Raw genomic sequence first — 26,214 nt, forward strand, 5'->3', positions numbered from 1 at the left:
GCCGCCTCACACCCGGTCGGGATTGCCAGTGCGGGTCAGGCTGGCGGCGGCAGGAGGCGGGTGCCGGTTACGGCCTGGACCTCCGCCAGGGTGTTGCCCGCCACCAGCTCCAGAACCTGCAGCCCCCTTGGGGTTACCTCGAGAACTGCAAGGTCGGTATAGATCCGGTCCACCACCCCCTTGCCGGTCAGCGGGTACTCACACTCGGTCAGGATCTTGGGTTCGCCGTCACGGGTGCAGTGCTTCATCAGTACATACAGCCTGCGGGCACCCACCGCCAGGTCCATCGCACCACCGACAGCGGGTGGTTCACTGAGGTCATTGGTAGCCCAACTGGCCAGATCACCGGTGGAGGACACCTGAAACGCACCCAGCACAGCAATGTCCAGGTGGCCCCCGCGCATCATGGCGAAGGAGTCCGCATTATCGAAATAGCATCCCCCGGGCAGCAGGGTCACGAATTGCTTGCCGGCATTGATCAGGTCAGGGTTTTCCTCACCTGGCGCCGGCGCCGGGCCCACCCCGAGAATGCCGTTCTCGCTATGGTATATCACATGACGATCCCCGGAAACATAGTTTGCTACCTGGGTCGGCATGCCAATGCCAAGGTTCACATAAGCGCCGTCAGGAATATCCTGAGCGACCCGCCGGGCCATACCTTCGGTATCAAGCCGTTGCATTGATCAGACCCTCCTGTAGCACAACCGTATCCACAAAGATGCCGGGGGTCACCACGCTTTCCGGGTCCAGGTCGCCCACTTCGACAATCTGCTTCACCTCGGCAATAGTAATTCTGGCCGCCATGGCCATGGACGGATTGAAGTTACGGCCGGCGGTGTTGTAGGTCAGATTGCCCCAGGCATCGCCCTTCTCGCCACGGATGAGGGCCACATCCGCATGGAGCGCCGTTTCCATCACATACCCCCTGCCATTGAACAACCGGGTTTCCTTTCCTTCTGCCAGCCGGGTGCCGTAGGCCGTTGGTGTATAGAAGGCCGCCAGACCCGCCCCGGCGGCACGGATGCGTTCACCAAGGGTGCCCTGGGGAACCAGCTCGAATTCGATGGACCCTTCCCTGAAGCGCCTCTGCAGCCAGACCGAACCCCTGGAACGGGGAAACGAACACACCACCTTGCGCACCATTCCGTCCCGCAGCAGGGACGCGATGCCCTCCTCGGCGACGCCGGCATTATTGGAAATGATGGTCAGATCCTTTGGACCATGACGGCGCAGTGCCTCGATCAGCTCCAGCGGGATGCCGGAACTGCCAAAGCCACCGATCATGACGACATCGCCATCCTTGACCACGGAGATCGCCTCCGCCATGGAACTACAGACTTTGTTGATCACGATGTTTCACCAGTGCGTTGCGTGGTATTTACCGGAACGCGACCGACGGTTACCGCCGGAAAGTTCAGCAACCGGCTGCTCAGGTAGATGGCGGCGATCAGACCGAAACCGATCAGGTCCGTCACCAGCTCGGGATAGATGAGCACCCCACCGGCCACCAGCACCAGGATCCGAGCCGGCCATCCCAGCACACCGATCCGGTAGAGGTAACCTTCCATCGCTGAGGACAGCAGCCAGATCGCCGTAATGGCCGTGAAAGTGGATGTCAGGATTTTCGTCAGTTCCCCCTGCAGGATCAGCGAAGGATTGATCACGAACAGGAACGGCAGGATGAACAGGATGCCGCCCAGGCGCATGGCGTAGAGGCCGGTCCGGCCCGCATTCGCCCCGGCCACGCCAGCCGCTGTTATCGCTGCCAGTGAGACCGGCGGCGTGATGTAGGAGAGCATGCCCCAGTAAAGGATAAACAGATGGCTGGCCAGGGGATTGAGGCCGGCGTTCACCAGAGCCGGCGCCAGCAGGATCGACAGGAAGATGTAACAGGCGCTGACCGTCATTCCCATGCCCAGCACGAAACTGGTCACGGCTCCGGCGATCAGCATCAGCGGAATGCTGCCATCGGCGTAGAGCAGTAGCTCCCGGGAGAAGGCTCCCGCCACGCCGGTGTAGGAAAGCCCGCCCACCACCAGGCCGATACCGGCCAGGATGGCCACCAGATTGGCCACGCTGGTGGTCAGGTCCTGCAGGAAGGCCAGGGCACGTTTCAGGTTCAGCCGGTATTTACGCTTGAAGAGGGAGATGCCCAGCAATATCACCGTGGCGTAGTACGGCGCGTAGGCCTCGAGACGCATCACGATCAGCATGTAGATGAGCATGCCCAGCGCCAGCAGGTACGGCCAGCCCTCCTTGAGGGTTTCCTTGAGATTGGGGATGGCCTCCGGCGGCAGTCCCTTCAGCCCCCGGCGGGCGGCATAGATATCCACCTGGAACAGCAGCGCCAGGTAGAAGAGTACCGCTGGCAGGAACGCCGCGATCACGATCTCGGCGTAGGGGACACCCAGGAACGAGGCCATGATGAACGCCACCGCTCCCATGACCGGGGGCATCAGGGTGCCACCCGTGGACGCGCAGGCTTCCACGGCCCCCGCGTAATGGGGCGGGTAACCGGTCTTTTTCATGGTGGGGATGGTGATGGGTCCGGTGGTCAGGATATTGGAGATCACACTCCCGGACAGACTGCCCATGATGCCGCTGGACAGCACCGACACCTTGGCGGGCCCGCCCCGGCTCTTACCCATCAGGGCGGTGGCGAAGTTCATGAAGAACTCACCGCCACCGGTGGCGGTCAGGGCAGCGCCAAACACCACGAAGCCGATCACCAGCTGGGCCACGACCTGCATGGGAATGCCGATAACGCTTTCCACCCCGATGACGTGGGCCCGGATGATCTCCGGCAGGGTGTACTGGTTGCCCCACAGGAAGCCGGGCATGGAATCGGCATAGAGCGGGTAGGTCCCGAAAAACAACGCCACGAACAGCAGTGGCCAGCCACCGCAGCGGCGAACCCCTTCCAGGATCAGCACCAGCAGGATGCCGGACAGCACGGTGGCCTCTGGGGGCGCCTCGAACTCCCAGCCGTAGTTGATCATGGTGAGACCGTGGTAGCCGAGGTAGCCGGCGCACACCATCGCGGTGACCGCCAGCAGCCAGTCGTACCAGGGCACCCTTTCCGCAGCCCCTTTCCAGGCCGGAAACGCGAGGAAGGCGGCCGCCAGGAAAATGCCAATAAGGTAGTACAGGTAGGCGTTGCCCAGGGGTTTGAAGCCGAGGATTTCCAGGTTGAAGGTCTGGTTGATGGCCATCAGTAGGCCCAGGGTGCCCAGGACGATAACGGTCCAGTAACCGGCGCCACGCAGGCGGCCATCCCTCTGTTCAGGCCCGCTGGGTGCCGCTTTCTCCGCGGCGTCGGAAACGCTCATGGCTGTGATACTCCGAAAATGAACAAGGGGCCCGGTCGGGCCCCAGTCAGGGCGTGTTGTACGGTCTTACTTGACGGATTCCAGGGCCTGGGTGCGATGCTTTTCCCAGATCTGGGCAAATTCCTCGTCGCTCTTGTTCTCAGCTGCGGCGAGGGCTTCCGGCCAGGCGTCCAGCAGGGCATTCAGCCGGGCGGTGCGCTGGTCGTTCCAGGCCTGGTGTTCCTCGGTCCAGATGCCCTTCTCTTCCAGGTAGCGGATAGCGCCGGCGTGGAAGGGAACATCAATGGCCGGCGTGCCAGCCTCTTTCAGGTCCCAGCGATGCATAACGGCGGTGGCATCCTTGTACATATCGTAGGTTTCATCCAGAGCCTTGATGTAGTTATAGACCGCATCCTCGTCCATGTCCGCGCGAACGGTCAGAACGGGGTAGCGATAGGCCAGGATATCCACCGGGTTTTCCTTGCTGATGCCGGCACCCACAGTTTCAGTGTAGGGCTGGAAGAAAGGTGCCACTTCCCGCAGGCGTTTCCAGCCTTCTTCATTTTCCTTTGGAACTTCCAGCCAGCGAATGCCCCGGGGGGACTCGGCCAGTTCGTACACATGGCTCGGGGTTGTGGTGGTGCAGGAGGCGTCCGCCTCGCCACGGGCCAGGGAGCTCATGGTGCTGGCATAGGTAGGGAACATGATCGCTTCCACGTCATCCCGACTCAGGCCGGCAAACGCCAGGAAGGCATCGCATTTCACGTTGATGGACGGGTTACCGGCAACGTAGGCGAAACGAACGCCTTTCAGGTCTTCCAGGGTTTCAATGTTGGCATCCGCGGCAGTGAAGATACCGAACGAGGAGGGTCGACCGGCAACCGCCCGAAGATCCTGCGGGCCCCAGCGACGGGTGGAAAAGTCATGGATGCCCTCAGCGGCAAAAAAGGTCTCCGTGGCGAGGAAGGCATAGTCCGCACGGCCACTGAGCAACGGCTGCAGCCGGCCGATGGCAGAGCCGGAGGGCTGGATGCGAACACGGGTGCCGTATTCCCTGCCGAAGGCATCGGCAATGGCGGAGGCCTCCGCGTATCCGGCGGAACCGACGTCGTAGGACGACCAGGTCATGGTGTCGGGCAATTCCTGGGCGGCCGCAGATCCGGCAAAGGCCAGTGAAGCGCTCAGAGCAACAGCAGTCAGGGTTTTTATCAGGAATGGGTTGGCGTAAGGCATGGGATTCTCCGAAGGCTTTTTATTGTTCCGTTCGATTTTCGAACAGCGCAGGGCTGTGACCCGAGATAACAAATTAGTCCCTGACGTGTTCACCGTCAAATATTTATCAATATGTTATAAATTTTTCTCACATAATGAGACAAAAATGAAATATCGTCCCTCATGCAAGGCCGGGGTCAAACAGGGAACACGATCAGGAGCCGCCAGATGCCCAGCGATCAATTTCATCCCTGAGGATCTCAAGCACCCGCTCCCGCCGCCCTTCATTCATTCTCGAGGCGACCGAGGCCACACTGATTGCAGCGTAATGGCCGGAACCCGGCGCCTGGAACGCAAGGCCCACCGCCGACACCTCCGGCACGATGCGGCCTTCGTTCACCGAATAACCGTCCTGCCGGGCCCTGGTGAGCCATTGCTCCACCTCGTTGCGGGTGATACCCGAATACCGGGGGTAGCGGCTCGCGTTCAGCTCTACCATCCGCCGGGCCTCCTCTTCGGGCAGCGCCGCCAGCAGCGCCATGGCGGCGGCACCAACTCCCAGGGGGCGGCGTGCGCCCGCCACCAGGGTATTGGCAGTCACGGGATAGGAGCCCTCGGCCACATCAATGCAGACGGCATCCCGATTCGCGCGGATACTCAGGTAGGTGTAATCTTCAGTACGGGCCGCGATCCGGGCCAGGACCGGCTGCAGGGCATGCCTCAACTGCAGGTCCGGAGCGACCTCTTGGGCCGACTCCGCCATCCGCAGCAGATCGAATCCGATGTGGTAGGTCTTGGCATAGGGATCAAAGGTCAGCAATCCCTCGCCAGCCAGGCCCGTCAGCAATCGGTGGGCCGTGGCGGTATTCATTCCCACTTCACGGGCGATACGGGACAGGCTCCCGCCGGTGGGAAACACCGTTGCCACCGTCCGCAGTAACAGGCAGGCCTTACTCAGGGTTGTGCTGCCGCCGGACGATTTCCGGGAAGGAATGGGAACGTCGCCTGATGTCGGCATTAGGGCTTCCTCTGGTTTCTCAAAATGTATGAAAATTTTATCGTATTTCAATAAAAATAACGATGAGGTTCCAATGAAACCGCGCTTCAGCCTTGTCGGTCGTTATTCCCTGCTCTCACTCACGCTGATCGTGGGCTCGGTGGCGATTCTCAGCAGTCTCTACGCCACGGTGGCGGATTCGGTCACCGAGCGTCTGGCCGGCGAGCGTCTGGAAGCCCAGATGGCAGGCACGGCCAACCGGCTGACCAATTTCATCGAGAACCGGATCTATCAGCTGGAAACCCTGTCGACCCATCCATCCATGCCCCTGTACCTGCTATACCGCGATGGCGTGCCTGAGGGGGTGCGGGAACTGGTAAGGGTGGAGGCGGACTCGCCCGACCTCTATGGCATCCTGTTCTTCAATGATCGCAATGAGCTGACCGAGGTCATTCCCGGGCAGGCAGCCTCAGGCAGCCCCTATTGGGACCGGAGCGACTGGACCCTTGCCGGCCTGCCCTCGGTGTTCCTGCGCAATAGCGAGGTTATCGGTCCCAGCCACAGCAGCGGCGCAGGTCCGAACTGGCTGCTGATCCGTCAGCCTCTGCGGGACACCGGGGAGCCTCAGGTCACCGGCTCCATCGGTCTGCATGTGCGACTGGCGTCCCTTACTGAACTGATGCGAACCGAGAATCTTGCCAGCGTCTTGCGCCCCTATCTGAGAACCCCCGCGGGGGAACTTCTGGATGCCACCGGCAATACCCTCACCATGCCTCCGCAGGACCTGCGCACCGGCCCGGAAGTGCTCCCAGGCTGGCGCATCGACTACGTGGTTTCGGCGGGGGATATCCTCAGCCCCCTGCGTAGTGCCCAGCTGGGACTCTATACCCTGGCCGGGGTGATGGCGCTGGGCACGGTTGTGCTGTTCTGGGCCCTTGCCCGGAGCCTGCGACGGCGGGTGAGACGTCTGGTGGAAGGCGCGGAGGCACTTGCCAGCGGCGACCTGCACTTCCGCCTGCAGGCGCCGAGGAACGACAAGGACGAGATTGACGTACTGGCCCATGCCTTCAACGCCATGGCGGACCGGCTGCAGGACATGATTGGCCGCACCGTGCAGGCGGAGAAAATGGCGGTACTGGGGGAGTTCGCTACCGGCGTCGCCCATGAAGTCCGCAACCCCCTGGCCACCATCAAACTTACGGTACAGGCCCTGGAAAAAGGCGAAGCCAATGACCAGCGCCGAGACCTGCTGGTGTCCGTGGAGGATGAAATCGACCGCCTGAACCGGGTGGTCGGTGATCTGCTGGACTATGGCCGTCCGGTAGCCGGGGAGCCCCAGCGGGTTGAGATCCGCAGGGTGTTCCGCCATGCCACCGTCCTCACTTCCGGCCTGGCGGACCAGCGCCAGGTGCGGATCAGCGCCAGCGGCGATTCCCGTCTTGCCATCTACGCCAGCCCGGACCAGGTCATTCAGTGCCTGGTCAACCTGCTGGCCAACGCCATTGAGGCCTGCGACACCGGCGGCGTGGTTCATCTGCGTGCCTTCCGTAATGGCGACCGCATTAATGTGGATATCACCGACAACGGCTCTGGCATGGACCCCCAGACATTGCGCCAGGTTACCGAGCCTTTCTTCACCACCCGCCAGGAGGGGACGGGCCTGGGCCTGAGCATCACCCGCCAGCTGATCGAACTCAACGGTGGCGAACTCCACATCCACAGTGTCCACGGTGAAGGCACTACGGTTTCCGTCAGACTTCCGGCGGCAAACGATGATAACCTTTTCACACAATAACAACCGCCCGCGAAAGAAACCCATGCGCTCCCAGATACTGATCGTTGATGATGAAAAAAGCTTCGTCCGCTCCATGACCTTCGCCCTGGGCGAAGCAGGCTTCGGTGCCCGTAGCGCACACACCGGCGAGGACGCCCTCAATGCCCTGGCCATGACACCGGCGGACCTGATGCTGCTGGACCTGCGGCTGCCGGGAATGAGTGGCATGGACGTGCTGGCCGAGACCACCCGCCTTTATCCGGACCTGCCGGTGGTCATGATCTCCGCCCATGGCGACACCCGCTCGGCGGTCCAGGCGGTCAAGGCCGGTGCCACCGACTACCTCACCAAACCCTTCGCCCTGGATGAACTGCTGCACCTGATCCGCTCCATCACCGACCGCACCCGGATGCGGGACGAGCTCGACTACCATCGTAAGCGAACCGCCAATTCCTCCGGCCTGGTGGGCTCCAGCCAGCCCATGAAGGCACTGTGGCAGACCGTGCAACGGGTCGCGGCCAGCAGCACCGGGCGAATCCTGTTGCTGGGCGAGTCCGGTACCGGCAAGGCCGTGGTGGCGCGGGCCATTCACCAGCAGAGTCCCCGTGCCGAGGGTGCCTTTGTGGAGATCAACTGTGCCGCCCTGCCCGAGCAGCTGATTGAAGCGGAACTGTTCGGCGCTGAGAAAGGCGCCTACACCGGCGCCCACCAGAAACGCTCCGGACTGGTCGCCCTGGCCCACGGCGGCACCCTCTTTCTCGATGAGATCGGCGAACTGCCACCGTCGCTGCAGGCCAAGTTCCTGCATTTTCTTGAGAACGGCGATTACCGCCCTGTTGGGGGCACCGTCAGTCACACCGCTGACGTGCGGGTGGTTGCGGCCACCAACCGTGCCCTGGAAGAAGACGTGCGCAGTGGCCGATTCCGGGAGGACCTGTTCTTCCGGCTCAACGTTATCGAGCTGACCGTTCCGCCGCTGCGTGAACGGGGCGAGGATCTCCAGGAGCTGCTGGACGTCTTCATCGAGTCCCAGGCCCGGGAGGAAGGCTGCCGGCCCATCGCCATTCCTCCGGAAACCCTGGAGCGCCTCTGCGCCTATCGCTGGCCGGGCAATGTGCGGGAACTGAGGAATCTGGTGGAGCGGCTGACCATACTGCACCCCGGCCAGCCGATCCGTCCGGACCAGTTACCGGCGGAGTTCACCGCCACGGCGACCGCCGAAACCCCGGTCGATGCAGCGATCTCCCTGGACCAGCAGCTTCAGCACACCGAACGCGGTATGATCCTGCAGGCCCTGGAGCAGTCCGGCGGCCACAAGGGTCGGGCAGCGGAAAAGCTGGGCATGTCCCGTCATGCTTTCAAGCGCCGGCTCCAGCGCCTGGGCCTGACTTGAGCGGAATCCGCTCATGAAACCCGGAGGTCTGAGCGGAAGTCGCTCAACGGAGCGCCCTTGATCGGGCTCCGTCTCCGCCTGTCGCCCCACCATTCTGGCCCACAGCGCCAATCACAGGCCACCCCATGGCCTTGGCCCTCCTTTTGCTACAGATTCAGTGTCAGACATCACAAAAACAAACGATGACCCGAGGCCGGCTCTGCCGGATCAGGAGGCAGACGTGCCGGGATTTTCCAACCGCCATCGGCATAGAACAGCATCTCTCAGGCGAACATTCGGCCGGTGGTGGCGACAGGCCGCGGCAACGGCATTTTGCGTTTTCAGTGTTTCGCTGGTGTCGGCACTCCCGGAGAAGCCCCCCGTTGGACGGGTCGAACTGGGCGCCGCGGCGGAAGACGCGGACGCCACCGTAGCCTGCATGTACCCCATGACCGGTCGCTCCGCCAGTTACGGCCGCGACAGCATCGCGGGCATACGCCTGGCCCTTGAAGAGTTGGCCTCCGACCCGCTCGCGCCCCGGTTGCGGGTGATTGTCGATGATTCCCGCTCCAAGGCATCGTTCGCGGTTCGCATGGCCGAGGACTTTCTCCACCAGGACGACGCCAACGTTCTCTGTGGCATGGTCAGCTCAGGGGTTGGCATGGCGGTGAGCCGCCTGGCGAGGGAGAAGCAGGTGATCCTCGTAGGTACCGATCACGCATCCTCCCGCGCTGCCCTTGAAGAAGGCCACGATTACTATTTCCGGGTGTCCAGCGACACCTGGACCTCCCACGCGGCCGGCGCCCGCTACCTGAAGGATCTCCAGGCCAGCAATGGCTGGCGGAAACTGGCCTTCCTGGGGCCCGACTACGAGTATGGCCGGGTAGCATGGCGGGACCTGCAGCAGGCACTGGATCAGAACGGTGTCAGCTACCAGCAGACAGGGACCTACTGGCCGCGCCTCTACGAGCCCGATTACTCGCTGTATATCCAGTCACTGCTGGAATCACCTCCGGACATTCTGGTGGTGGCCCTGTGGGGCGGCGATTTCACGGCCTTCCTGGAACAGGCCCGCACCACTCACCTGTTCGAGCGCATGCGGGTGGCGAATTTCGACACCGGAGGCGACTACGAGACCCTGGTGGCGCTCGGAGACAAATCCCCCGCCGGGCTCATCCTGTCCGCCCGTCACCACGTCAACTGGCCAGACACGGAGCTGAACCGACAGTTCGTAGAACGTTTCCACCGGTTATCGGGACGCTATCCCAGCTATTCCGCCCAGGGTGCCTACGCCGGCATTCTCGCAATCGCCGAGGCCATCACCCTGGCCGGCTCGGTGACCGACACCCGGGCCATGATCTCGGCCCTGGAAGGCCTTCGCATCCGGCTGCCGAAGGATCCGGACGGTTTTGTTTCCTATATCGATCCCGAGACCCACCAGATTGTTCAGGCCCAGGCCATTGGCATCCCCCGGGCGGACGACCGCTTTCCGCCGGCCCGGGTCCTGCTGGGCGACTGGCGGGTCTACGACGCCGAATCCCTCAAACCGTCATCCGCTCTGATCCAGGAGCGACGCGGTAAACCCACAAACCCAACGCAGCATCCGAACCGGGCACAACAACAATCAAGGAGCACGCAATGAACACGACTCAACAACGCAGCATCTGGCAGAAAACCCTGCTGGGTACCGCCACATCGGTGGCCCTGGCCTCCGCCGGCATGATGGGAATGGTGGCTTCCGCCAACGCCCAGGACACCTTCAAGGTGGGTTTTGTCACCTTCCTCTCAGGGGGTGCCTCGGGGCCCTTCGGCGTACCCGCGGCCCAGGGCGCGGATATTGTCGTCAAAGCCATCAATGAGGGAACCCTGCCGGCACCCTACAACAGCAAGGGCGTGAACGGCCTGCAACTGGAAACCGTGGTGATCGACGAGGCCGGCGGCCCCACCAAGCAGGTGGAGGAGTACCGCAACCTGGTGCAGCGTCAGAACGTCGACGCCGTGATCGGCTACATCTCTTCCGGTGACTGTCTTGCCGTGGGACCGGTAGCGGAAGAAATGAAGATGTTCACCATCGCGTTCGACTGCGGAACACCTCGCCTGTTCCAGGAGATCGAGAACCCCGAGTATCTCTTCCGCACCGGTCTTGATGCGGTTGCCGACAATGTCGGGGCGGCCCACTACCTGGCGGAAACCCGTCCCGAAGCCAAACGAATCGCCGGCATCCAGCAGAACTACGCCTGGGGCCAGGATTCCTGGGAGGATTTCACCCTCTCCATTGAACAGCTGATGCCTGAGGCGGAAATCGTCAACAACCAGACGCCTCAGATTTTCCAGGGCAGTTACGGCACCGAAATATCGGCGCTGCAGACCCGCCGTCCCGACATCATTCACTCCTCCATGTGGGGTGGTGACATGGAATCCTTCGTGGCCCAGGCCAATGCCCGTGGTCTTCTCGGCCAGGCGACGGCCCTCCTGACCACGGGTGAATCCGGTCTGCACCGCTTCGATGGCCAGGCGCCCAACGGAACCATCCTGGGTGGTCGTGGGCCCTTTGGCGGCTTCATGCCCGAGAATGACCTGAGCACCTGGTTTACCAAGGCCTATGAGGCCGAGCATGGCACACCGCCAAGCTACCCTGCCTCCAAAGCCGCCCAGGCTATCCTGGCGCTGAAGTTCGCCGCCGACAATTCCGGTGCCGAGGGCGTCCCGACACCGGAGCAGCTGGCTGCCGCTCTCAAGGGCGCGAAGTTCGAATCCGTCAGCGGTACTGTGGACATGGCCCTGGCGGGTGGTCACCAGGCCATGCAACCCATGCTCTACGGTGAATACCACTTCGTGGATGGCAAGGCCGAACTGCGCAATATTCGCTCCTATCCGGGTGAGTGCGTGTCCGCACCGGACGGCCAGAACCCGCAGGAATGGATCAAGGCTGGCTTCCCGGGAGCCAAGTGCGACTGATTCATTCACTGGTTGATTGTTCCGCCGCCCTATGGCGGCGGAACCGTCAGTAACAGGAGAAACAATCGATGTTAACGGTCTGGGCGATACTGATCGACGGGTTTATCTACGCCTCCTGGCTGTTCCTTGTGGCCGCGGGGCTTACCGTCATTTACGGCGTCATGCGAATTCTGAACATGGCCCACGGCAGCCTTTATGCCCTGGGAGCCTATGCCGCCGCCTCGGCGCTGGGCTGGTACTACGCCGGCGGCGGGGAGCAGCTCTGGATGGCCTTTGCCATCATCGCCGTGTCCGCGGTGTTGATTGGTGCAGTCACCGGCCTGGCCATCGAGCGGGGACTGCTCCGGCTGATGTACGGCCGGGACGAAATTCTCATGCTGATCATCACCTTTGCTGTCCTGCTGATTCTTGAGGACGTGATGAAGCTGGTCTGGGGCACCACGCCCTACTTCGCCTACCAGCCCTATGCGGCCATGGGCCGGATCAATATTGATGTGCTCACCGTATCCCAATACGACCTCATGGTGGTGGGGGTGTCCATCGTGATTGGCGTGGGGCTCTGGTTCTGGCTTGAACGCACCCGGATCGGCAAGATCCTTCGCTCCATCATCCACGACCGGGAAGTCTCGGAGGCCATGGGCGTCAACGTGCGACGTATGTTCACCATCACCTTTATGATCGGCGCTACCCTTGGTGCCATTGCCGGTGGTGTCACCGCGCCCATCATTTCAGTGGTACCGGGCATCGGCATCGAAGTCATCGTGCTGGCCTTTGCCGTGGTGGTGACCGGCGGCCTGGGCAGCATCCTCGGTGCTGCCATCGGCGCGATCATCGTGGGCCTGGCCCGGGCTACCTCCATACACACCATGCCCGAACTGGAGCTGTTCATTATCTACGCGGTGATGGCGGCGGTACTGGTATTCCGGCCCCATGGGCTATTCGGTCAGGCGATTGCGAGGAAAATCTGATGAAGCTGGAAAGAACCGAACTGTCACTGATCGGCGTCGCTGTCGCCGTCGCGATTCTTGCCCAGTTCAGCCCCAACTGGCTGGTATTTACCCTGACCCTCGCGATTTCCACCGCCCTGGTAGTGATGGGCGTGGTGATGCTGATGCGGGCAGGACTGGTGTCTTTTGGCCAGGGACTCTTCTACTGCCTCGGTGGTTACGCCGTGGGCCTCGGTGGGCGGTTCCTCGGAATTACCGACGCCCTCATGCTGGTTGGGCTTGGGGTCGGGGTTACCGTTGCCATATCCATGGTGCTGGGGCTCCTGGTCACCCGCTATCGTGAAATATTCTTCGCCATGCTGTCCCTGGCCTTTTCGATGATTCTCTACGGGGTACTGGTGAAAAGCCATGACCTCGGCAGCACCGACGGCTTCGGTGTTGTGGACTGGTCCATTCTGGGATACCAGCCCGGCACCGGCGAAAGCGGCACCCGTGCGGCATTGCTGCTGGCACTTGTGATAGCACTGGCAATCGCCCTGTTTCTCAATCGTTATTTCAAGTCCAGCCTGGGTCTCGCCTGCGAAGCGATCCGGGAAAACGAAGTGCGTGTGGAGTACATGGGCATATCGCGCCAACAGGTGCTGTACATCAACTACGTCATTGCCGCGGCCATCGGCTCCGTTGGCGGGTCCATGACCGCCCTGACCGCCGGCCATGTGGACCCCACCATGGCTTACTGGACCATATCCGGTGAGTTCGTGTTTATCGCCATCCTGGGAGGCACCGGCCACGTTGCGGCGCCCTTTATCGCAGCGCTGATCTTCACCCTCGTGCGCACCTACGCCGTTGAACTGGCGCCCAACGCCTGGCAGATGATCCTGGGCATTGTGCTCCTGCTGATCATCCTGTTCCTGCCCAAGGGTATCTGGAGCCTGTTTACCCGCAAGAGAAGGACCGCCTCATGACGGAGATTCTGAAAACCGAGGGGCTGTCCCGTTATTTTGGAGCGGTGACAGCGGCTGAAGACATCAATATCACCATTACCGAAGGGGAAATCGTGGGTGTCATCGGCTCCAACGGGGCCGGCAAGACCACCTTCATCAACATGGTGACCGGCTACCTGCCGCCATCCAGTGGGACCATCGCCTTTGGAGGCGCGCCTATCAAGGGGCTGGGGCCCCGCAAGCTGATGCGCAAAGGGCTGACCCGGTCGTTCCAGATACCGCAGCTTTTTCTGGAGCTGCCAGTGATCGACAACCTCGCCATTGCTCTGGCGTCCGCCGAACACAACCAGTTCCAGATGCTGCGCCCGGTGCGCACACCCAGGCGTCTTGCGGCGGCGGACAATATCCTCGAACAGATGAACATCAGCCAGTACCGGGACGAGATGGTGACCGCCATGCCCCAGGGCGCCCGCAAGCTGCTGGACATCGCCATCGCCATGCTGGGCAATCCTAAAATGCTGTTGCTGGATGAGCCCACCAGCGGAGTCAGCATGGAGGAGAAATACACCCTGATGGATACCGTGATGGAGGCCGTCAAACGACGGGGGCTGACAGTGTTGTTCGTGGAGCACGATATGGAGATCGTCCAGCGCTACGTTACCCGGGTACTGGCCTTCGCCAGTGGCGTAGTGATCAAGGACGGGCCCGTGGACGAGGTGCTTGCGGACAAGCAGGTCCAGGAACTGGTGACCGGAAAGCGCAAGAAGCAACCTGAAACCGAAGGAGACGCCTGATATGAGCCTGGAAATTTCCAATCTCGACGTCTCCATCGAGGGCATCGGCATCCTCCGGAACGTCAACCTGAACATTCCGGGTGGCCAGATGGCCGGTCTGATCGGCCACAACGGCGCCGGCAAGACCACCCTGATCCGTGCCATCATGGGCCTGCTGCCCGCCACCCGGGGATCCATCATCTTCAAGGGCCAGGACCTCACCCGCCTGCCGGCGCACCGACGGGGGAACATGGCCATCAGCTATATGCCGGAAGACCGGAGGCTGATACCCGAGCTGACGGTCACCGAAAACATGCTGATGCCCGCCTGGGCCAACCGCATTGCGGACGGTGAGCAGCGGCTCAAGTGGGTCTACTCGCTGATGCCGGAGATCGCCGATTTCGGCGAACGCAAGGCGCTGCAGCTGTCCGGTGGCCAGCAGAAACTGGTGGCCCTGGGCCGGGCCCTGATTCCCGGCCGGGAGCTGATCCTGCTGGATGAGCCCTTCGAGGGTGTCGCCCCGGTTCTGGCACAGCGGCTTTCATCCGTAATCGCGGATCTCAGAGGGGAGGGTCTCACCGTGCTGATTGCCGAGTCCGACGACGCCCATTCCGCCGGTCTGGTGGACACCAACTGGCGCATCGAGCGGGGCTCGGTTTCACAAGGGCGCAGGGATCGTTCAGAATCATCAGCTGTTGCTGATGACTGATCCGATCGCAAACAAGGAGAACAACCATGAAAATACGTGCTGCCGTACTCCAGGCCATCGGTGCCGAGCGCCCCTATGACAAAACCAGACCACTGGTCATCGAGGAGCTGGAGCTGGATCCGCCCGGTGACAACGAGGTGCTGGTGCAGATCAAGGCCGCGGGCCTGTGCCACTCCGACCTCTCGGTGATTGACGGCAACCGGCCGCGGCCGGTGCCCATGGCTCTGGGCCATGAGGCCGCCGGTATCGTTAAGGCTGTGGGCAATGGGGTCCGCGACCTCAGGGAAGGCGACCACGTGGTTGCGGTATTCGTGCCCAGTTGTGGCCATTGCGCCCCCTGCGCCGAGGGCCGGCCGGCCCTGTGTGAGCCTGCGGCCAAAACCAACAATGCCGGCACCCTGGTCAGTGGCGACCATCGCCTGCACCGGGCCGATGGCACCACCATCAATCACCACCTGGGGGTTTCCGCCTTCGCCGATCACGCGGTTGTTTCCCGGGACTCCCTGGTCAAGGTGGACCCGGACTTGCCACTGCACCACGCCGCTCTGTTTGGCTGCGCGGTGCTCACCGGCGTTGGCGCCGCCATCAACTCTGCCGATATCAGGGCCGGGCAGTCGGTGGCGGTCATCGGCCTCGGCGGTGTCGGTCTTAACAGCGTGCTGGGGGCCCTGGTGGCCGGTGCCGGTGAGGTGATTGCCATCGACCTGGACGACAGCAAGCTGACCCTGGCAAAAGAGCTGGGGGCTACTCACGCTTTCAATTCCGGAGAAGCGGACTGTGTTGCGAAAATCAAGGAACTGATGAACGGCGGCGTTGACTGCGCCATCGAAATGGCGGGCTCCGAGAAGGCCCTGGAATTCGCCTATCAGATCACCCGCCGCGGCGGCACCACCGTCACCGGGGGGCTCGCCCACCCCGAGAAGAAGGTGGCCATTCAGCAGGTCAGCCTGGTGGCGGAAGAGCGGATTCTGAAGGGCAGCTATGTGGGAAGCTGCGTGCCGGTTCGGGATGTGGCCCGTTACGTCACCCTGTTCCGCCAGGGCAAGCTGCCGGTGGACAGACTGCTGAGCGATACCCTGACCCTGGATGAGATCAACGAGGGGTTCGAGAAGCTGGCCGCCGGTAAGGCGGTACGGCAGGTAATCCTGTTTGACTGACAATTTGTAGAACAAAGCTACACTTAGCACGACCCTCTTTCTTCCTTGCAGTACCACGCCGGGGGCGCACTCGCCCCTGTTGGTAGACACCAGAACCACAACAAGAACGCGACAAGGAGAATTACGATGCCACTCAAACCATCCACCCTGGCCCTGTGCGCCGGGGCGCTACTGACAGGACTGTCCGCCGGAGCCACGGCCCAGTCACCCATGGAGATCCTCCAGGGCGATGCACCCACCAACTGGGGCAAGTGGGGCGAAGACGACCAGGTGGGCGCCCTCAACTACCTGGGCGAAGCCGAGGCAAAAAATGGCGCCGGGGCCATCACCAGCGGCAAGACCTTTACCCTTCAGATCCCCATGACCTCCGGTTCCGGGCCGGTATTCCCGGGTCGGGTACCCACCCAGCATTTCATGGCCACTGACGCGGGTGTCTACATGGCGGGCAAGGCCGAGCCTGCTCCCGGGGGCATCAAGTACTCCGACGATGTGGCCTTCATGTACCTGCAGGGGACCACCCACGTGGATGGCCTGGCCCATGCCTGGTACGGCGACAAGGTTTACGGCGGCAAGAGCGAGGCCACCTCGGTGCATGGTCACACCCATGCCGACGTGGGAGAAATCGGGAAGAAGGGTATCGTCGGCCGCGCCGTGCTGCTGGATGTCGGCCGGCACATGGGCAGTGACGACCTGCATCGTCTGCCCACCGAGACCTGCATTCACCTGAAGGATCTCGAGGCAACCGCCGAGGCCCAGGGCACCACCATCAATAAACGGGATATCCTGGTCATCCGCACCGGTTCCATCGCCCGGTTCTGGGAAGAGGAGCCGGACGAGCAATGGAACGCCATGAACGAACCGGGGCTGTGCTACAGCAAGGAATTGCTGAGCTGGCTGGATCGCATGGAAACGCCCATGATTGCCACCGACAACATTGCGGTGGAGAAGGTGGTCCAGCAAATCGACGGGGAAACCTACATTATTCCGCTTCACGGTGCGCTGATGCGGGATATGGGTGTGGTGCTGTCGGAAATCTGGTGGCTGGATGACCTGGCTGCAGACAGCGCCGAGGACGGCCAGTACAGCTTCATGCTGGTGGCCGCCCCGCTGAAAGTGGAACAGGGCACCGGTTCCCCGGTTAACCCCGTGGCCATCAAGTAGCCAGGTTCATGGCCCCGGCATCCCTCCGGGGCCATGTATCAGGCGTGTCTTATTCCTGACCATCCTCATCAGCGTCGTCCCCTGCGGCGTCAGGGTTGTCGTATTCGTCGAGACTGTTCTGTTCATCGTCCGGAGAAATGTCCCGGACGCCCGGGCGGTGACCTTCCTTGAGGGTTTCCCGGTCCATCGGGGCCGGATCCTCTTTAGCCTGGTCTGCCTGCTCTCTCGGTGACAGGTCCGGCTGGTTGCCCCCCATGGGACGTATGGCCTGGCCTTCGGGCGAAGCGGCCCAGGCCGATGAGGTCACCAGAAGCATGGCGGCAATGGCGGCGGGAAGAGAATATTTCATGGCGTCTCCTGGATCTGGGAATGTCAGGGACCAGGACCGCCGAAGGTAACCGGCGGCCATGTGGACCATTCATGGTTATGGTATTGGGACGAATCCAGAAAAATAAAGCCTTGGCATGATCCGGCTCAAAACCGGTTCGTACCGCGATATTTGGTTCTTTTTACCGATCTCGCCGGGGGAAACGGTCAGAAGCCCTGACATTAATCAAACAAACGATATTTTTTCGATCACAATTCATCCAGAGTTCAGAGGGCTGGCTTATACTGAGCCAATCGTTTCTGGCCTCCTATCGACAAAACTGACATGTCATTCAAACACGCCCCTCGCCACAGCCAGCCCCACTGGGTGGTGACGATGAACCGACGCAACCGCAGCCTCTCCTTCGCGGCCATCTTCGTGACCCTGGCCAGTCACATCTGGCTTCAGCAGCTCTCGCCCTGGCTTCTTCCCATCCTGCTTGTAAGCTTCCTCGTGTGGCCCCAGCTCGCCTACCTCCGTGCAAGAGAGTCCCGGGACACCATGAACGCCGAGTTCGATAACCTGATTATCGACTCGGTGATCTTCGGTCTCTGGATCAGCGGACTGGGCTTTCCCTTGTGGATCGGATTCATGCTGGCCATCAGCACCTCCATGAACCTCATGGTCTTCCGGGGACCCAGGGGACTGGCCCAGGCATTCGGCGGTCTCACAGCGGGCATCGTGGCGGGAGCGGCGTTCACGGGCATGAGGTTCGAGCCCGCCACCCATTGGCTTACTACGGTAATGGCGGTGAGTTCCATTTCGATGTACCTGCTGCTGGTGGGATACGTTTCCTACAGCCGCAACCTGGTACTCCACGAAGCCCGGGAGCGGCAGCGACGGATCGAGTCCCAGCTGAAACAGCAGATCGAGGAAAACCGGCTTCTCCAGGAGAGACTGCATGAGCAGGCAAACCGGGACCCTCTCACCGGCCTCTACAACCGGCGCTACCTTGATGACAGTCTGCAGCGGGAGATTGACCGCTGTCGACGCCAGCAGGAGCCGGTCGGCCTGCTCCTAATCGACATCGACCATTTCAAGGCCATAAACGACGAACATGGCCATGCCAGCGGCGATGCTGTAATTACCCAGCTGGCAACCCTGCTTGGGTCCATGTCACGGGCCAGCGATATCGTCTGCCGCTTTGGGGGTGAGGAGTTCCTGGTGGTGTTGCCGGGAACGGGCCGGGAGCCCGCTATGGAGAGGGCGGAGGAATACCGTCAGTTATTTGCCAATACCCCGGTCATCACCGAGGCGGGAGCGATAACCGCCACCCTATCGGTGGGGGTTGCGTGCTGGATTGAACCCATGAGCCCCGATGAACTGATTCGCGAGGCGGACAAGGCGCTCTACCGTGCCAAGAACGAAGGCCGCAACCGGGTCATCTTCGGCACCTTGGACCCGGCGGCAGCCCCGGAAGGGGCCTAGTGTCTCGGCCGGGACACTAGTGTTCCGTCCGGGACACGACCGGTCCGGCATGTTCAGTCCGCATCGAGGGATCTTGCCGGCGGCTGATCCACGGCCACCTCCCGGGGAAATCGGCGGATCATGAGCGTGAGCCAGACACCAACTACCAGCACGGCGAATGTGAAGCCGAACGCCACCCGGAAATCACCACTCCACTCGATCAGCCAACCCGCCACAGCGGGGCCGATCAGCTGACCGGTGGCGAAAAACACGGTCACGAAACTGAAGGCAATGGGAATATACCTGGGGGCCACCTGATCGGTGGCACTGGCCTGGATCAGGGCAAACATGCCATTGACCGACAGACCCATCACCAGGAAATGCAGGAAGAACACCGGCAGTGACTGGTCCAGCAGGGGCAGCCCCATGGCCAAGGTCACCAGGGCCAGGGAAGCGGTCAGGGCATTGCCACGCCCCCAGAAATCCGACAGCCATCCCCACAGGGGGCCGGCAGCTATGGACAATAGCCCGAGCATCGCCATGAAAGCCCCGGCGGTGGTCTCGGGGTGCCCTGACTCCACCATGAAGCTGACAATAAAAATCGCCTGCACGATGTAAGTGACCCCGATGATGCCGTAGACGGAGGCCACGGTAATTACCCGCGGATTGCGGTAGATCAGCCATTTGTCGGCGGAGGGCGGGGACTGCCCGGTCGCGGTGGCCAGCCTTGGCGGATCCTTGGCGAATACGGTCACCAGTAACGCGACCACAAGGGCCGCACTACAGAAAATGCCCCAGCTGACCCGCCAGCCGTCATCACCAAACAGCTCGGTCATCCATGGCACCAGCGCACCGGCCAGCAGCATGCCGAGGCCAACGCCGCTGGTCATCAACCCGATGACCAGGCCCCGCTTTTCCGGATACCAGGTCGCCAGCAATGAGACCATTGGCGCAAAGCTGAAAGCTGTACCAAAGCCCAGCAGGGCCATCAGGGCAAGCAGCATATAGAAATGGGAGGCCAGGCTCAGACCCGCGAAGCCAATGGCAACACACACCAGGCCAAAGACGACGGTCAGGCGGGCTCCCCAGCGGGCAGCGGCAATACCGCCCGCCAATACGAAGCTCAGGTAGCCCAGGGCGGTGATCGTGCCCAGGATGCCCGCCTGCTGGTAACTCAGGCCAAGGTCCGCCCGCATGGGAGGCAAAAGCAGACCGTAGGCCATCCGGGCAAAGGCAATTACCACAAGACTGGTAAACAGGCCGCAGACCACCATGATCAGCATGTTTGGCCGTTCTTGACTGGGAGACATCGGAACTTCCATCGGCAAAGAGGGGGGAACGCCCCGACAATAAGCGGCGGGGCAAGCTGATTCTGCGGTGGCTAATGACTGACCGGAGAGCCCTTGTGCCCGCCATGGACCGGACCCACGCGGCGGTCGATTTCCCGCTGCAATGACTTGCACAGTCCCACCCCGAACGCGGCTTCGGCAACCACAAACAGCGGACCGATCAGCAGGCCCACCAGATCATCGACAAAGGCGGGTTTGCGGCCCTCGTAGAAGTGGCCGATGAATTGGGCGATCCAGCCAATCACGAACAGGCCGATACCCCATCCCAGCCAGGCCCCGGTGGACATGGCGGCAACGGTCATTCCCGCCCACACGGCGAGAGCCATCAGCACGCCCATGACAACCCCGAAACGGAGGTCGAGCACCAGGTAATAAGCCACGCTGGCAATGGCAAGCAACCAGATCGGTGCCATGGTGATACCGGCGATCTCGAAGGAAGGGCGGGCCAGAAGTATGGCGATGGCCACCACGATCATCGGAATACCGATGAAGTGGGTGACGATGTTTCGACGATCACGATGATAGCTGGCGTAGTTGGCCAGCTGGTCTGTTATTGTTTTCATTGTAGTTATCCCCTAGTCGCTCGTGTTCCGGCAATGCACGGAACACCAGAGCGGCGGCTGTGGAAACCGCCGGATCTGTTAAAGATAGCTGCCTACGGGAGTAAATGCTACTTCCGAACCCAATTGCCGTCCACCTGGATATACTGCCCGGCCGGTGTTTTCTCCAGGGCCTTCTTGCCGGCCACGGCCTCCACCTTGGCGACGGGAATATCATGCTTCTCGGCGATCCGCTGGTATTCCTGACGGCGGGCATCGTTGATCGTCTTCACGATCTCGGCCGCATCGCCGCCAGGGGACACCACGCCCAGATAACCATCGGGTTTTTCACCCACCAGGCCCTCGGTCTTTACGGTATCCAGACGACTCTTGGCTTCCTCAAGCTCCATGGCCAGGGCCGGGAGACTCAGGCACAGCATGAGCAGAAGCATTGTGGCGCGCTTTATCAATGTCATTTGCAGCTCCTTGAAACCGTGACGGTCAGGCTCAGAACAGGCCCTGGTCAGTGAAGAGTTCCTCGACCTCGCGGTCCACCTTCACGTAGATCTCATGCTGGATCTTGACGTTCAGGTTTACCGTTATGGGCTCCTTGGGTGCCGCCATCTGCACGGTTGGCGTGCAGGCGGCCAGCAACAGGCCGGCCAGGCAACCGATCATCAGACCTGCACCGGTTTGCGATATCCTCATAATCACCTCATTGTCCGGGGCTTTTCCACCCTGCCGATGGGCCATGAATTCACCCAGTCTGCTCATTGTACACTGACATCACCCTGCTCCAGCATCCTGCGGACCCGTTCGGTGACCGCGTCGTTCACCCGGCCACTCAGCTGCAGGCTGGTCAGCAGGGCCGGAATGTTTTCCTCCAGGTTGATATTCAGTACCACCGGCCGTTCGCTTTCGATCTGCGGGCTTGAGCCCTCCAGGTGCAGGTCCAGTGTCAGGGCGCCATCCTCAGCATAGTTGATACTGCTGTCCAGGACCCGGTAGTGAAAATCCTCCATGGCCCTGGCCACCAGGTCCATGGCCGCATTGCCCTGCCCCAGGCCGCGGAGTCGGTCCGCAGGCAGCTGCAGCGTCCCACCCGGCGCCAGAGCCGAGATCTCGCCACCTTCAATACGGATACCGTTGGCGCTGATCAATACCGGCAGGCGCCCCTGCAGGATGCCGTCCCCCGACAGTCCCTCGGCGGGGTAGAGGTTCATCAGCGCCGACAGCTCGATACCTTCCACGATCAGCGGTACCCGCCAAAGCTCCTTTGCCAGCGACCAACGGTTTTCATCTATTTTTACCATACCTCCGGCGAAGCCCGCTGTAGCCTTATCCAGATGTAACTGTCCCGCCATCGGAGCCTCCGTATCGGCCTCGTACTGAAATCCCAGCTGAACCGGGCCGATAGCCACCCCGGGGTTGAGAGTTTCCAGTGCCAGCTCGTCTGCGTTCAATGACACCTGCTCCCTTCCCCAGCGACCAGAGACACTCCCCTCCAGTTCTTCCCACGCCATCCGGTCGTAAAGGCCTGACGCAGCCGCCAGCACCAGCGTTCCCTCCATCTCCGAACCTTCATCAGGCAGCCACCGGATTCCCGCTGTCAGGTCGGCATGGCCGCCTGAGAATGTCAGCGTCTTCGGCCAGGCCTCGAGAGTCCCGGCCAGATAGTTTGCCTGGTTGGCTTCCTCGAGTTTCATGGAAAAGCGTGCATCCAGGCCCTGCCGGGAGTGGTAGTCCAGTTCCGAAGTAATGATCGTCCCCGCCTCACTGGACAGGGTCAGACCGGTCATGGCGATGGCCTGCCCCTGTAACCGGACCTGGCCGTTTGCCTGCCATGGCTGGGGAATCAGGCCAGGTAGGGTTGCCTCCCGGACTGACAGCTCCAGCGGGCCTGTGGCGGCAGGCCCATTCTCGAAGGTGAGTTCCAGCCCTGCCCCTGAGAGCGACAGTCCGTCCAGCCAGACCAACCGGTCGGTTTCCATCAGATCCGCATACCGGACGGTAAGCTCCGCACCCTGACCGAGGGTCAGTCGGGTCCTGGCCGCGGATACACTGCCGGCAAGGGGCAGATGCGCCCTGATGTCGTCGAACAGCCAGCCCGAGTGTTGCAGGCTGCTCAATCTGCCAGTCAGGAGACCCTCCCGGATCCGAAGCGCCCAGGGTGACTCCGTGTTCAGAGTCAACTGCCCGTCGAAGCCAAGGCCGGCGCCGCCTTCCGTTTCGACGGAGACATTCCCTGACCAGTGATCGGGGGACTCTTCCGTAAGGCCGGAGGGTGACAGCTCAAGCCGCGCGGAGACGGGCATCAGTGTCTGATCCATTGAAGGGAAAAGATCCCTGAGCCAGGGTTTCAGGCCATCCATCCGGAACTCGCCGCCGGTAATATCTTTCGCCGAACCGCCGGCGCCCAGACGGAGATCTCCGCGGATTTCCAGCGGCTCAACCGCTTCCCGGTTCAGGGTTGCGTCCACCTTCAGGGTTGCCTCGCTTCCGCCACGATCGAACGCCAGCTCTCCTTCCAGCCGACACTGGCCGGCCCCGCAGGGAAAGGATGCCATCAGATGATTCACCGTCAGCGTCCGCGGTAGCCAGAAAGGGATGTTTTCCGGCAGGGTCAGCCTGACGGCGGGAGCTCCGTCGGAGGATGACGGGGCGCCGTCTTCATTCCCGAGACTGACATCAGTGACCGTGGCCTGACGGGTCGACAGGCGGGCAACCTGCCAGTCTCCCCAGTCCAGATGCACCGATGGGCCGGTACTCTCGACGCGCATCGTCCGACCCGCGCCCGACCAGGTGAAGGCAAGGTCACGGAAGCCCACATGATCCCACCCCACCTCAAGGCCGCTGGCCTCGATCTTTTCGATGCCCAGCTCCGACAGCCGGTTGCTCACCAGTACCCAACTGACCCAGAGAAGAAGAACCAGCGCCAGCAGAAGAACCAGCAGAACCCAGAGCGAGCGTCGGACTTTCAAGTCAACCTCCGTGACAAGTGAGATAGCCTTGGCAAACAAGCATAGCGGTGGCTGTATCGTCTTGAAAATGCTTTAGTATGACCAATAGACGTGTATAGGTGGCGGGAGCCCCCGCCCGTACGATGGCATAAGGAGTGCGAATGAGCGTTCAAAACGGTAATACCCACAGTGTGGTTATGGGCTACCTGCTCTGGATATTCGGTTTCCTGGGGGCCCACCGTTTCTACTATGGCAAGCCGGTGACCGGCACCATCTGGTTCTTCACCCTGGGCCTGTTTTTCATCGGCTGGATTATTGACCTGTTCCTGATTCCCGGCATGGACCGGGAGGCGGACATGCGCTATCAGGAAGGACCGGTCAACTACAGCGTGAGCTGGCTCCTGCTGACCTTCCTGGGAATCTTCGGACTTCACCGGATGTACATGGGCAAGTGGATTACCGGCATCATCTACCTGTTCACCGGCGGCCTGTTCTTCCTCGGGGTACTTTACGACTTCTGGACCCTGAACGAGCAGGTGACGATCAAGAATAACGAAAGGCTGTAGTCACCTTATCGACCAGGCCCCTGGCGTAATGGACGCCGGGGCCTGGTCCACTCAGGCAATGGAGTCGACGATACCCCCTTCCACCCGCAGGGCCGCGCCGGTGGTGGCAGATGCCTGTTCGGAACAGGCGTAGACAATCATGTTGGCGACCTCTTCCACCGAAGCAATGCGCTGGATAATGGAGCTTGGGCGCATCTTTCTCACAAACTCCTGCCCCACCTGCTCCATGGACACACCCCGTTTCTCCGCGGATTCCTTCAACATGGCACCGACCCCGTCACTGAGAGTGGGCCCCGGAAGCACCGAGTTGACCGTAACCCCGGTGGCCGACATCCGCTTGGCCAGCCCACGGGCAACGCTGAGCACAGCGGTCTTGGTAAAACCGTAATGAATCATCTCAGTCGGAATGTTGAGGCCGGACTCCGAAGACAGGAACACCACCCGTCCCCAGTTCCGCTTTTCCATACCCGGCAGGTAGGCCCGGGACAGACGCACACCGGACATCACATTGATGTCGAAGAAACGCTGCCATTCGCTGTCCGGTACATCGAAAAAATCCTCCGGGCCGAAGATGCCCACATTGTTCACCAGGATGTCGCATTCCGGGATGGCGTCCACCAGCGCCTGGCATCCTTCAGCGGTGCCAAGGTCCGCGGCGACACCACGAATACCCGCGTCAGGGGCCATCTTCCTGACCGCCATGACCGCTTCATCCACGGCCTCCTGGGTACGGCCATTGACGACCACACTGCCCCCGGCTGCCGCGAGCCCTTTCGCCGCCGCCAGGCCAATGCCCTTGGTTGAACCGGTGATGATGGCGTTACGCCCTTCAAGAGAAATGTGCATGGGCTTGCTCCTGTCAGTGTATGAATTTGGCAGAGACCTGTTGTCCGTGCCTTCAGGGTATACCAATCCGGCGCCTGTCAGGTCTGCCCCGGGTAACCGGTTTTCATGGGCCACCGGAGCCCTTCATTAAAACTTCGCAATCCTACACATCCAGGCAAATTCGCCTGGCGTAAAAATAGCCAGCATCGATGCCGATCCGAATGAACCGCAAGTCACTCAAAATGTATCTCATTGCACCAACTGAAGGAGTCAGACATGAGTATCAAAAATCTTGCTATCGCATTGATTGCAACCGTTGGCTTTTCCGTCACCGCCCAGGCAGACCATCACAAGGGCGATGGGATGAAAGACGGACCGACCATCACCGATATCGTGGTGAATTCAGACCAGCACACCACCCTGGAAACCGCCGTGGTGGAAGCCGGCCTGGCCGATACGCTGGCAGGCAAGGGGCCGTTCACAGTCTTTGCCCCAACTGACGCGGCCTTCGCCGCATTACCCGAAGGCACGCTGAAAACCCTGCTCATGCCGGAAAACCAGGATAAGCTCCAGGGCATTCTGACCTACCATGTCGTTGAGGGTAAGGTGTCCGCTGACAAACTTCTGGGCCTCATCGAGACCGGCGAGACAATGTACGAAGTAACCACCATGAATGGCGAGATCGTCGCCCGTACCGAGGGCGGCGCGGTTACTCTGGAAGACGCCCAGGGCAACCGGGTGACAGTCACCATGACCGATATTGAAGCCAGTAATGGCGTGGTACATGTGATCGACGGCGTACTGCTTCCCTGAATCAACGGAACCACCGCGACGCGTCCGTATCAGACGGACTTCTCAACCCCGCTGCCCTGAAGGCGACGGGGTTTTT

General features: G+C 61.5%; 25 protein-coding genes. 13 read left to right on the forward strand and 12 right to left on the reverse strand.

The annotated features are described in order from the left end of the window. Positions 1-35: 35 nt before the first annotated feature. The 5 genes from BM346_RS10295 to BM346_RS10315 all read right to left on the reverse strand — a co-directional run bounded on the left by BM346_RS10295 (position 36) and on the right by BM346_RS10315 (position 5,538). On the reverse strand, positions 36-680 hold the full coding sequence (locus BM346_RS10295; protein ID WP_092011792.1) for a 3-oxoacid CoA-transferase subunit B: 645 nt from the start codon (positions 678-680) through the stop codon (positions 36-38). Beyond that, positions 667-1,350, reverse strand: a complete 684-nt coding sequence (locus BM346_RS10300; RefSeq protein WP_092011795.1) for a 3-oxoacid CoA-transferase subunit A — start codon at positions 1,348-1,350, stop codon at positions 667-669. The genes BM346_RS10295 and BM346_RS10300 overlap by 14 nt, the downstream gene beginning before the upstream one ends. Next, positions 1,347-3,329, reverse strand: coding sequence for a TRAP transporter permease (locus BM346_RS10305; RefSeq protein WP_092011798.1), 1,983 nt, complete (start codon positions 3,327-3,329; stop codon positions 1,347-1,349). Before BM346_RS10305 ends, BM346_RS10300 begins: the two co-directional genes overlap by 4 nt. Before the next feature lie 66 nt (positions 3,330-3,395). After that, the gene (locus tag BM346_RS10310) at positions 3,396-4,541 is read right to left on the reverse strand and encodes a TAXI family TRAP transporter solute-binding subunit (protein ID WP_092011801.1); all 1,146 of its coding nucleotides are present in this window, start codon (positions 4,539-4,541) and stop codon (positions 3,396-3,398) included. Between the two features lie 193 nt (positions 4,542-4,734). Continuing rightward, positions 4,735-5,538 carry an IclR family transcriptional regulator gene (locus tag BM346_RS10315; RefSeq protein ID WP_092011803.1) on the reverse strand — a complete coding sequence of 268 codons (804 nt, stop codon included), beginning with the start codon at positions 5,536-5,538 and terminating at the stop codon, positions 4,735-4,737. 73 nt (positions 5,539-5,611) lie between these two features. Here BM346_RS10315 and BM346_RS10320 point away from each other — a divergent pair, with 73 nt between their 5' ends. From BM346_RS10320 to BM346_RS10365, 10 genes are all read left to right on the forward strand, one after another. Beyond that, on the forward strand, positions 5,612-7,312 hold the full coding sequence (locus BM346_RS10320; protein WP_167812601.1) for a sensor histidine kinase: 1,701 nt from the start codon (positions 5,612-5,614) through the stop codon (positions 7,310-7,312). A 22-nt stretch (positions 7,313-7,334) separates the two neighbouring features. Continuing rightward, positions 7,335-8,684, forward strand: a complete 1,350-nt coding sequence (locus BM346_RS10325) for a sigma-54-dependent transcriptional regulator (RefSeq protein WP_092011808.1) — start codon at positions 7,335-7,337, stop codon at positions 8,682-8,684. A gap of 334 nt (positions 8,685-9,018) precedes the next feature. Beyond that, the gene (locus tag BM346_RS10330) at positions 9,019-10,305 is read left to right on the forward strand and encodes an ABC transporter substrate-binding protein (protein WP_206675668.1); all 1,287 of its coding nucleotides are present in this window, start codon (positions 9,019-9,021) and stop codon (positions 10,303-10,305) included. Next, on the forward strand, positions 10,302-11,621 hold the full coding sequence (locus tag BM346_RS10335; RefSeq protein WP_092011814.1) for an ABC transporter substrate-binding protein: 1,320 nt from the start codon (positions 10,302-10,304) through the stop codon (positions 11,619-11,621). The genes BM346_RS10330 and BM346_RS10335 overlap by 4 nt, the downstream gene beginning before the upstream one ends. A gap of 68 nt (positions 11,622-11,689) precedes the next feature. Continuing rightward, positions 11,690-12,589: a branched-chain amino acid ABC transporter permease gene (locus tag BM346_RS10340; RefSeq protein WP_092011817.1), complete on the forward strand. Its 900-nt coding sequence runs from the start codon at positions 11,690-11,692 to the stop codon at positions 12,587-12,589. Next, entirely contained in the window at positions 12,589-13,533 is a 945-nt protein-coding gene (locus BM346_RS10345; protein WP_092011819.1) for a branched-chain amino acid ABC transporter permease, read from the forward strand. Before BM346_RS10340 ends, BM346_RS10345 begins: the two co-directional genes overlap by 1 nt. Further along, the gene (locus BM346_RS10350) at positions 13,530-14,306 is read left to right on the forward strand and encodes an ABC transporter ATP-binding protein (protein WP_092011822.1); all 777 of its coding nucleotides are present in this window, start codon (positions 13,530-13,532) and stop codon (positions 14,304-14,306) included. The genes BM346_RS10345 and BM346_RS10350 overlap by 4 nt, the downstream gene beginning before the upstream one ends. A 1-nt stretch (position 14,307) precedes the next feature. Then, the gene (locus BM346_RS10355) at positions 14,308-14,994 is read left to right on the forward strand and encodes an ATP-binding cassette domain-containing protein (RefSeq protein WP_092011825.1); all 687 of its coding nucleotides are present in this window, start codon (positions 14,308-14,310) and stop codon (positions 14,992-14,994) included. A gap of 26 nt (positions 14,995-15,020) precedes the next feature. Then, a complete protein-coding gene (locus BM346_RS10360; RefSeq protein WP_092011828.1) occupies positions 15,021-16,151 on the forward strand; it encodes a zinc-dependent alcohol dehydrogenase family protein in 1,131 nt (376 codons plus the stop codon). Between the two features lie 126 nt (positions 16,152-16,277). Continuing rightward, entirely contained in the window at positions 16,278-17,312 is a 1,035-nt protein-coding gene (locus BM346_RS10365) for a cyclase family protein (RefSeq protein WP_092011831.1), read from the forward strand. Positions 17,313-17,361: 49 nt separating this feature from the next. On the opposite strand, the gene BM346_RS10370 is transcribed toward BM346_RS10365, so the two are convergent. Beyond that, entirely contained in the window at positions 17,362-17,661 is a 300-nt protein-coding gene (locus tag BM346_RS10370) for a hypothetical protein (protein ID WP_092011834.1), read from the reverse strand. A gap of 303 nt (positions 17,662-17,964) precedes the next feature. Between BM346_RS10370 and BM346_RS10375 the strand changes: the two genes are divergently transcribed. Then, positions 17,965-19,107, forward strand: a complete 1,143-nt coding sequence (locus tag BM346_RS10375; protein WP_092011837.1) for a sensor domain-containing diguanylate cyclase — start codon at positions 17,965-17,967, stop codon at positions 19,105-19,107. A 53-nt stretch (positions 19,108-19,160) separates the two neighbouring features. Here the strand turns inward: BM346_RS10375 and BM346_RS10380 are convergent, their stop codons facing one another. The 5 genes from BM346_RS10380 to BM346_RS10400 form a co-directional block, all read right to left on the reverse strand. Next, entirely contained in the window at positions 19,161-20,396 is a 1,236-nt protein-coding gene (locus BM346_RS10380) for an MFS transporter (protein WP_167812600.1), read from the reverse strand. 71 nt (positions 20,397-20,467) lie between these two features. Then, positions 20,468-20,998: an Mpo1 family 2-hydroxy fatty acid dioxygenase gene (locus BM346_RS10385; RefSeq protein WP_092011843.1), complete on the reverse strand. Its 531-nt coding sequence runs from the start codon at positions 20,996-20,998 to the stop codon at positions 20,468-20,470. Positions 20,999-21,105: 107 nt separating this feature from the next. Next, complete coding sequence (locus BM346_RS10390; protein ID WP_092011846.1) at positions 21,106-21,450, reverse strand: YdbL family probable chaperone protein; 345 nt, start codon at positions 21,448-21,450, stop codon at positions 21,106-21,108. Between the two features lie 31 nt (positions 21,451-21,481). Further along, on the reverse strand, positions 21,482-21,682 hold the full coding sequence (locus BM346_RS10395; RefSeq protein ID WP_092013590.1) for a YnbE family lipoprotein: 201 nt from the start codon (positions 21,680-21,682) through the stop codon (positions 21,482-21,484). A gap of 62 nt (positions 21,683-21,744) precedes the next feature. Beyond that, complete coding sequence (locus tag BM346_RS10400) at positions 21,745-23,955, reverse strand: intermembrane phospholipid transport protein YdbH family protein (RefSeq protein WP_092011849.1); 2,211 nt, start codon at positions 23,953-23,955, stop codon at positions 21,745-21,747. Between the two features lie 140 nt (positions 23,956-24,095). Between BM346_RS10400 and BM346_RS10405 the strand changes: the two genes are divergently transcribed. After that, positions 24,096-24,500, forward strand: a complete 405-nt coding sequence (locus tag BM346_RS10405; protein WP_092011852.1) for an NINE protein — start codon at positions 24,096-24,098, stop codon at positions 24,498-24,500. 51 nt (positions 24,501-24,551) lie between these two features. Here the strand turns inward: BM346_RS10405 and BM346_RS10410 are convergent, their stop codons facing one another. Further along, entirely contained in the window at positions 24,552-25,346 is a 795-nt protein-coding gene (locus BM346_RS10410) for an SDR family NAD(P)-dependent oxidoreductase (protein WP_092011855.1), read from the reverse strand. Positions 25,347-25,601: 255 nt separating this feature from the next. Here BM346_RS10410 and BM346_RS10415 point away from each other — a divergent pair, with 255 nt between their 5' ends. Next, positions 25,602-26,138 carry a fasciclin domain-containing protein gene (locus BM346_RS10415; RefSeq protein WP_206675667.1) on the forward strand — a complete coding sequence of 179 codons (537 nt, stop codon included), beginning with the start codon at positions 25,602-25,604 and terminating at the stop codon, positions 26,136-26,138. Positions 26,139-26,214 lie beyond the last annotated feature (76 nt).

Origin of the sequence: Marinobacter daqiaonensis, assembly GCF_900115285.1 — a bacterium.
GTDB lineage: Bacteria > Pseudomonadota > Gammaproteobacteria > Pseudomonadales > Oleiphilaceae > Marinobacter > Marinobacter daqiaonensis.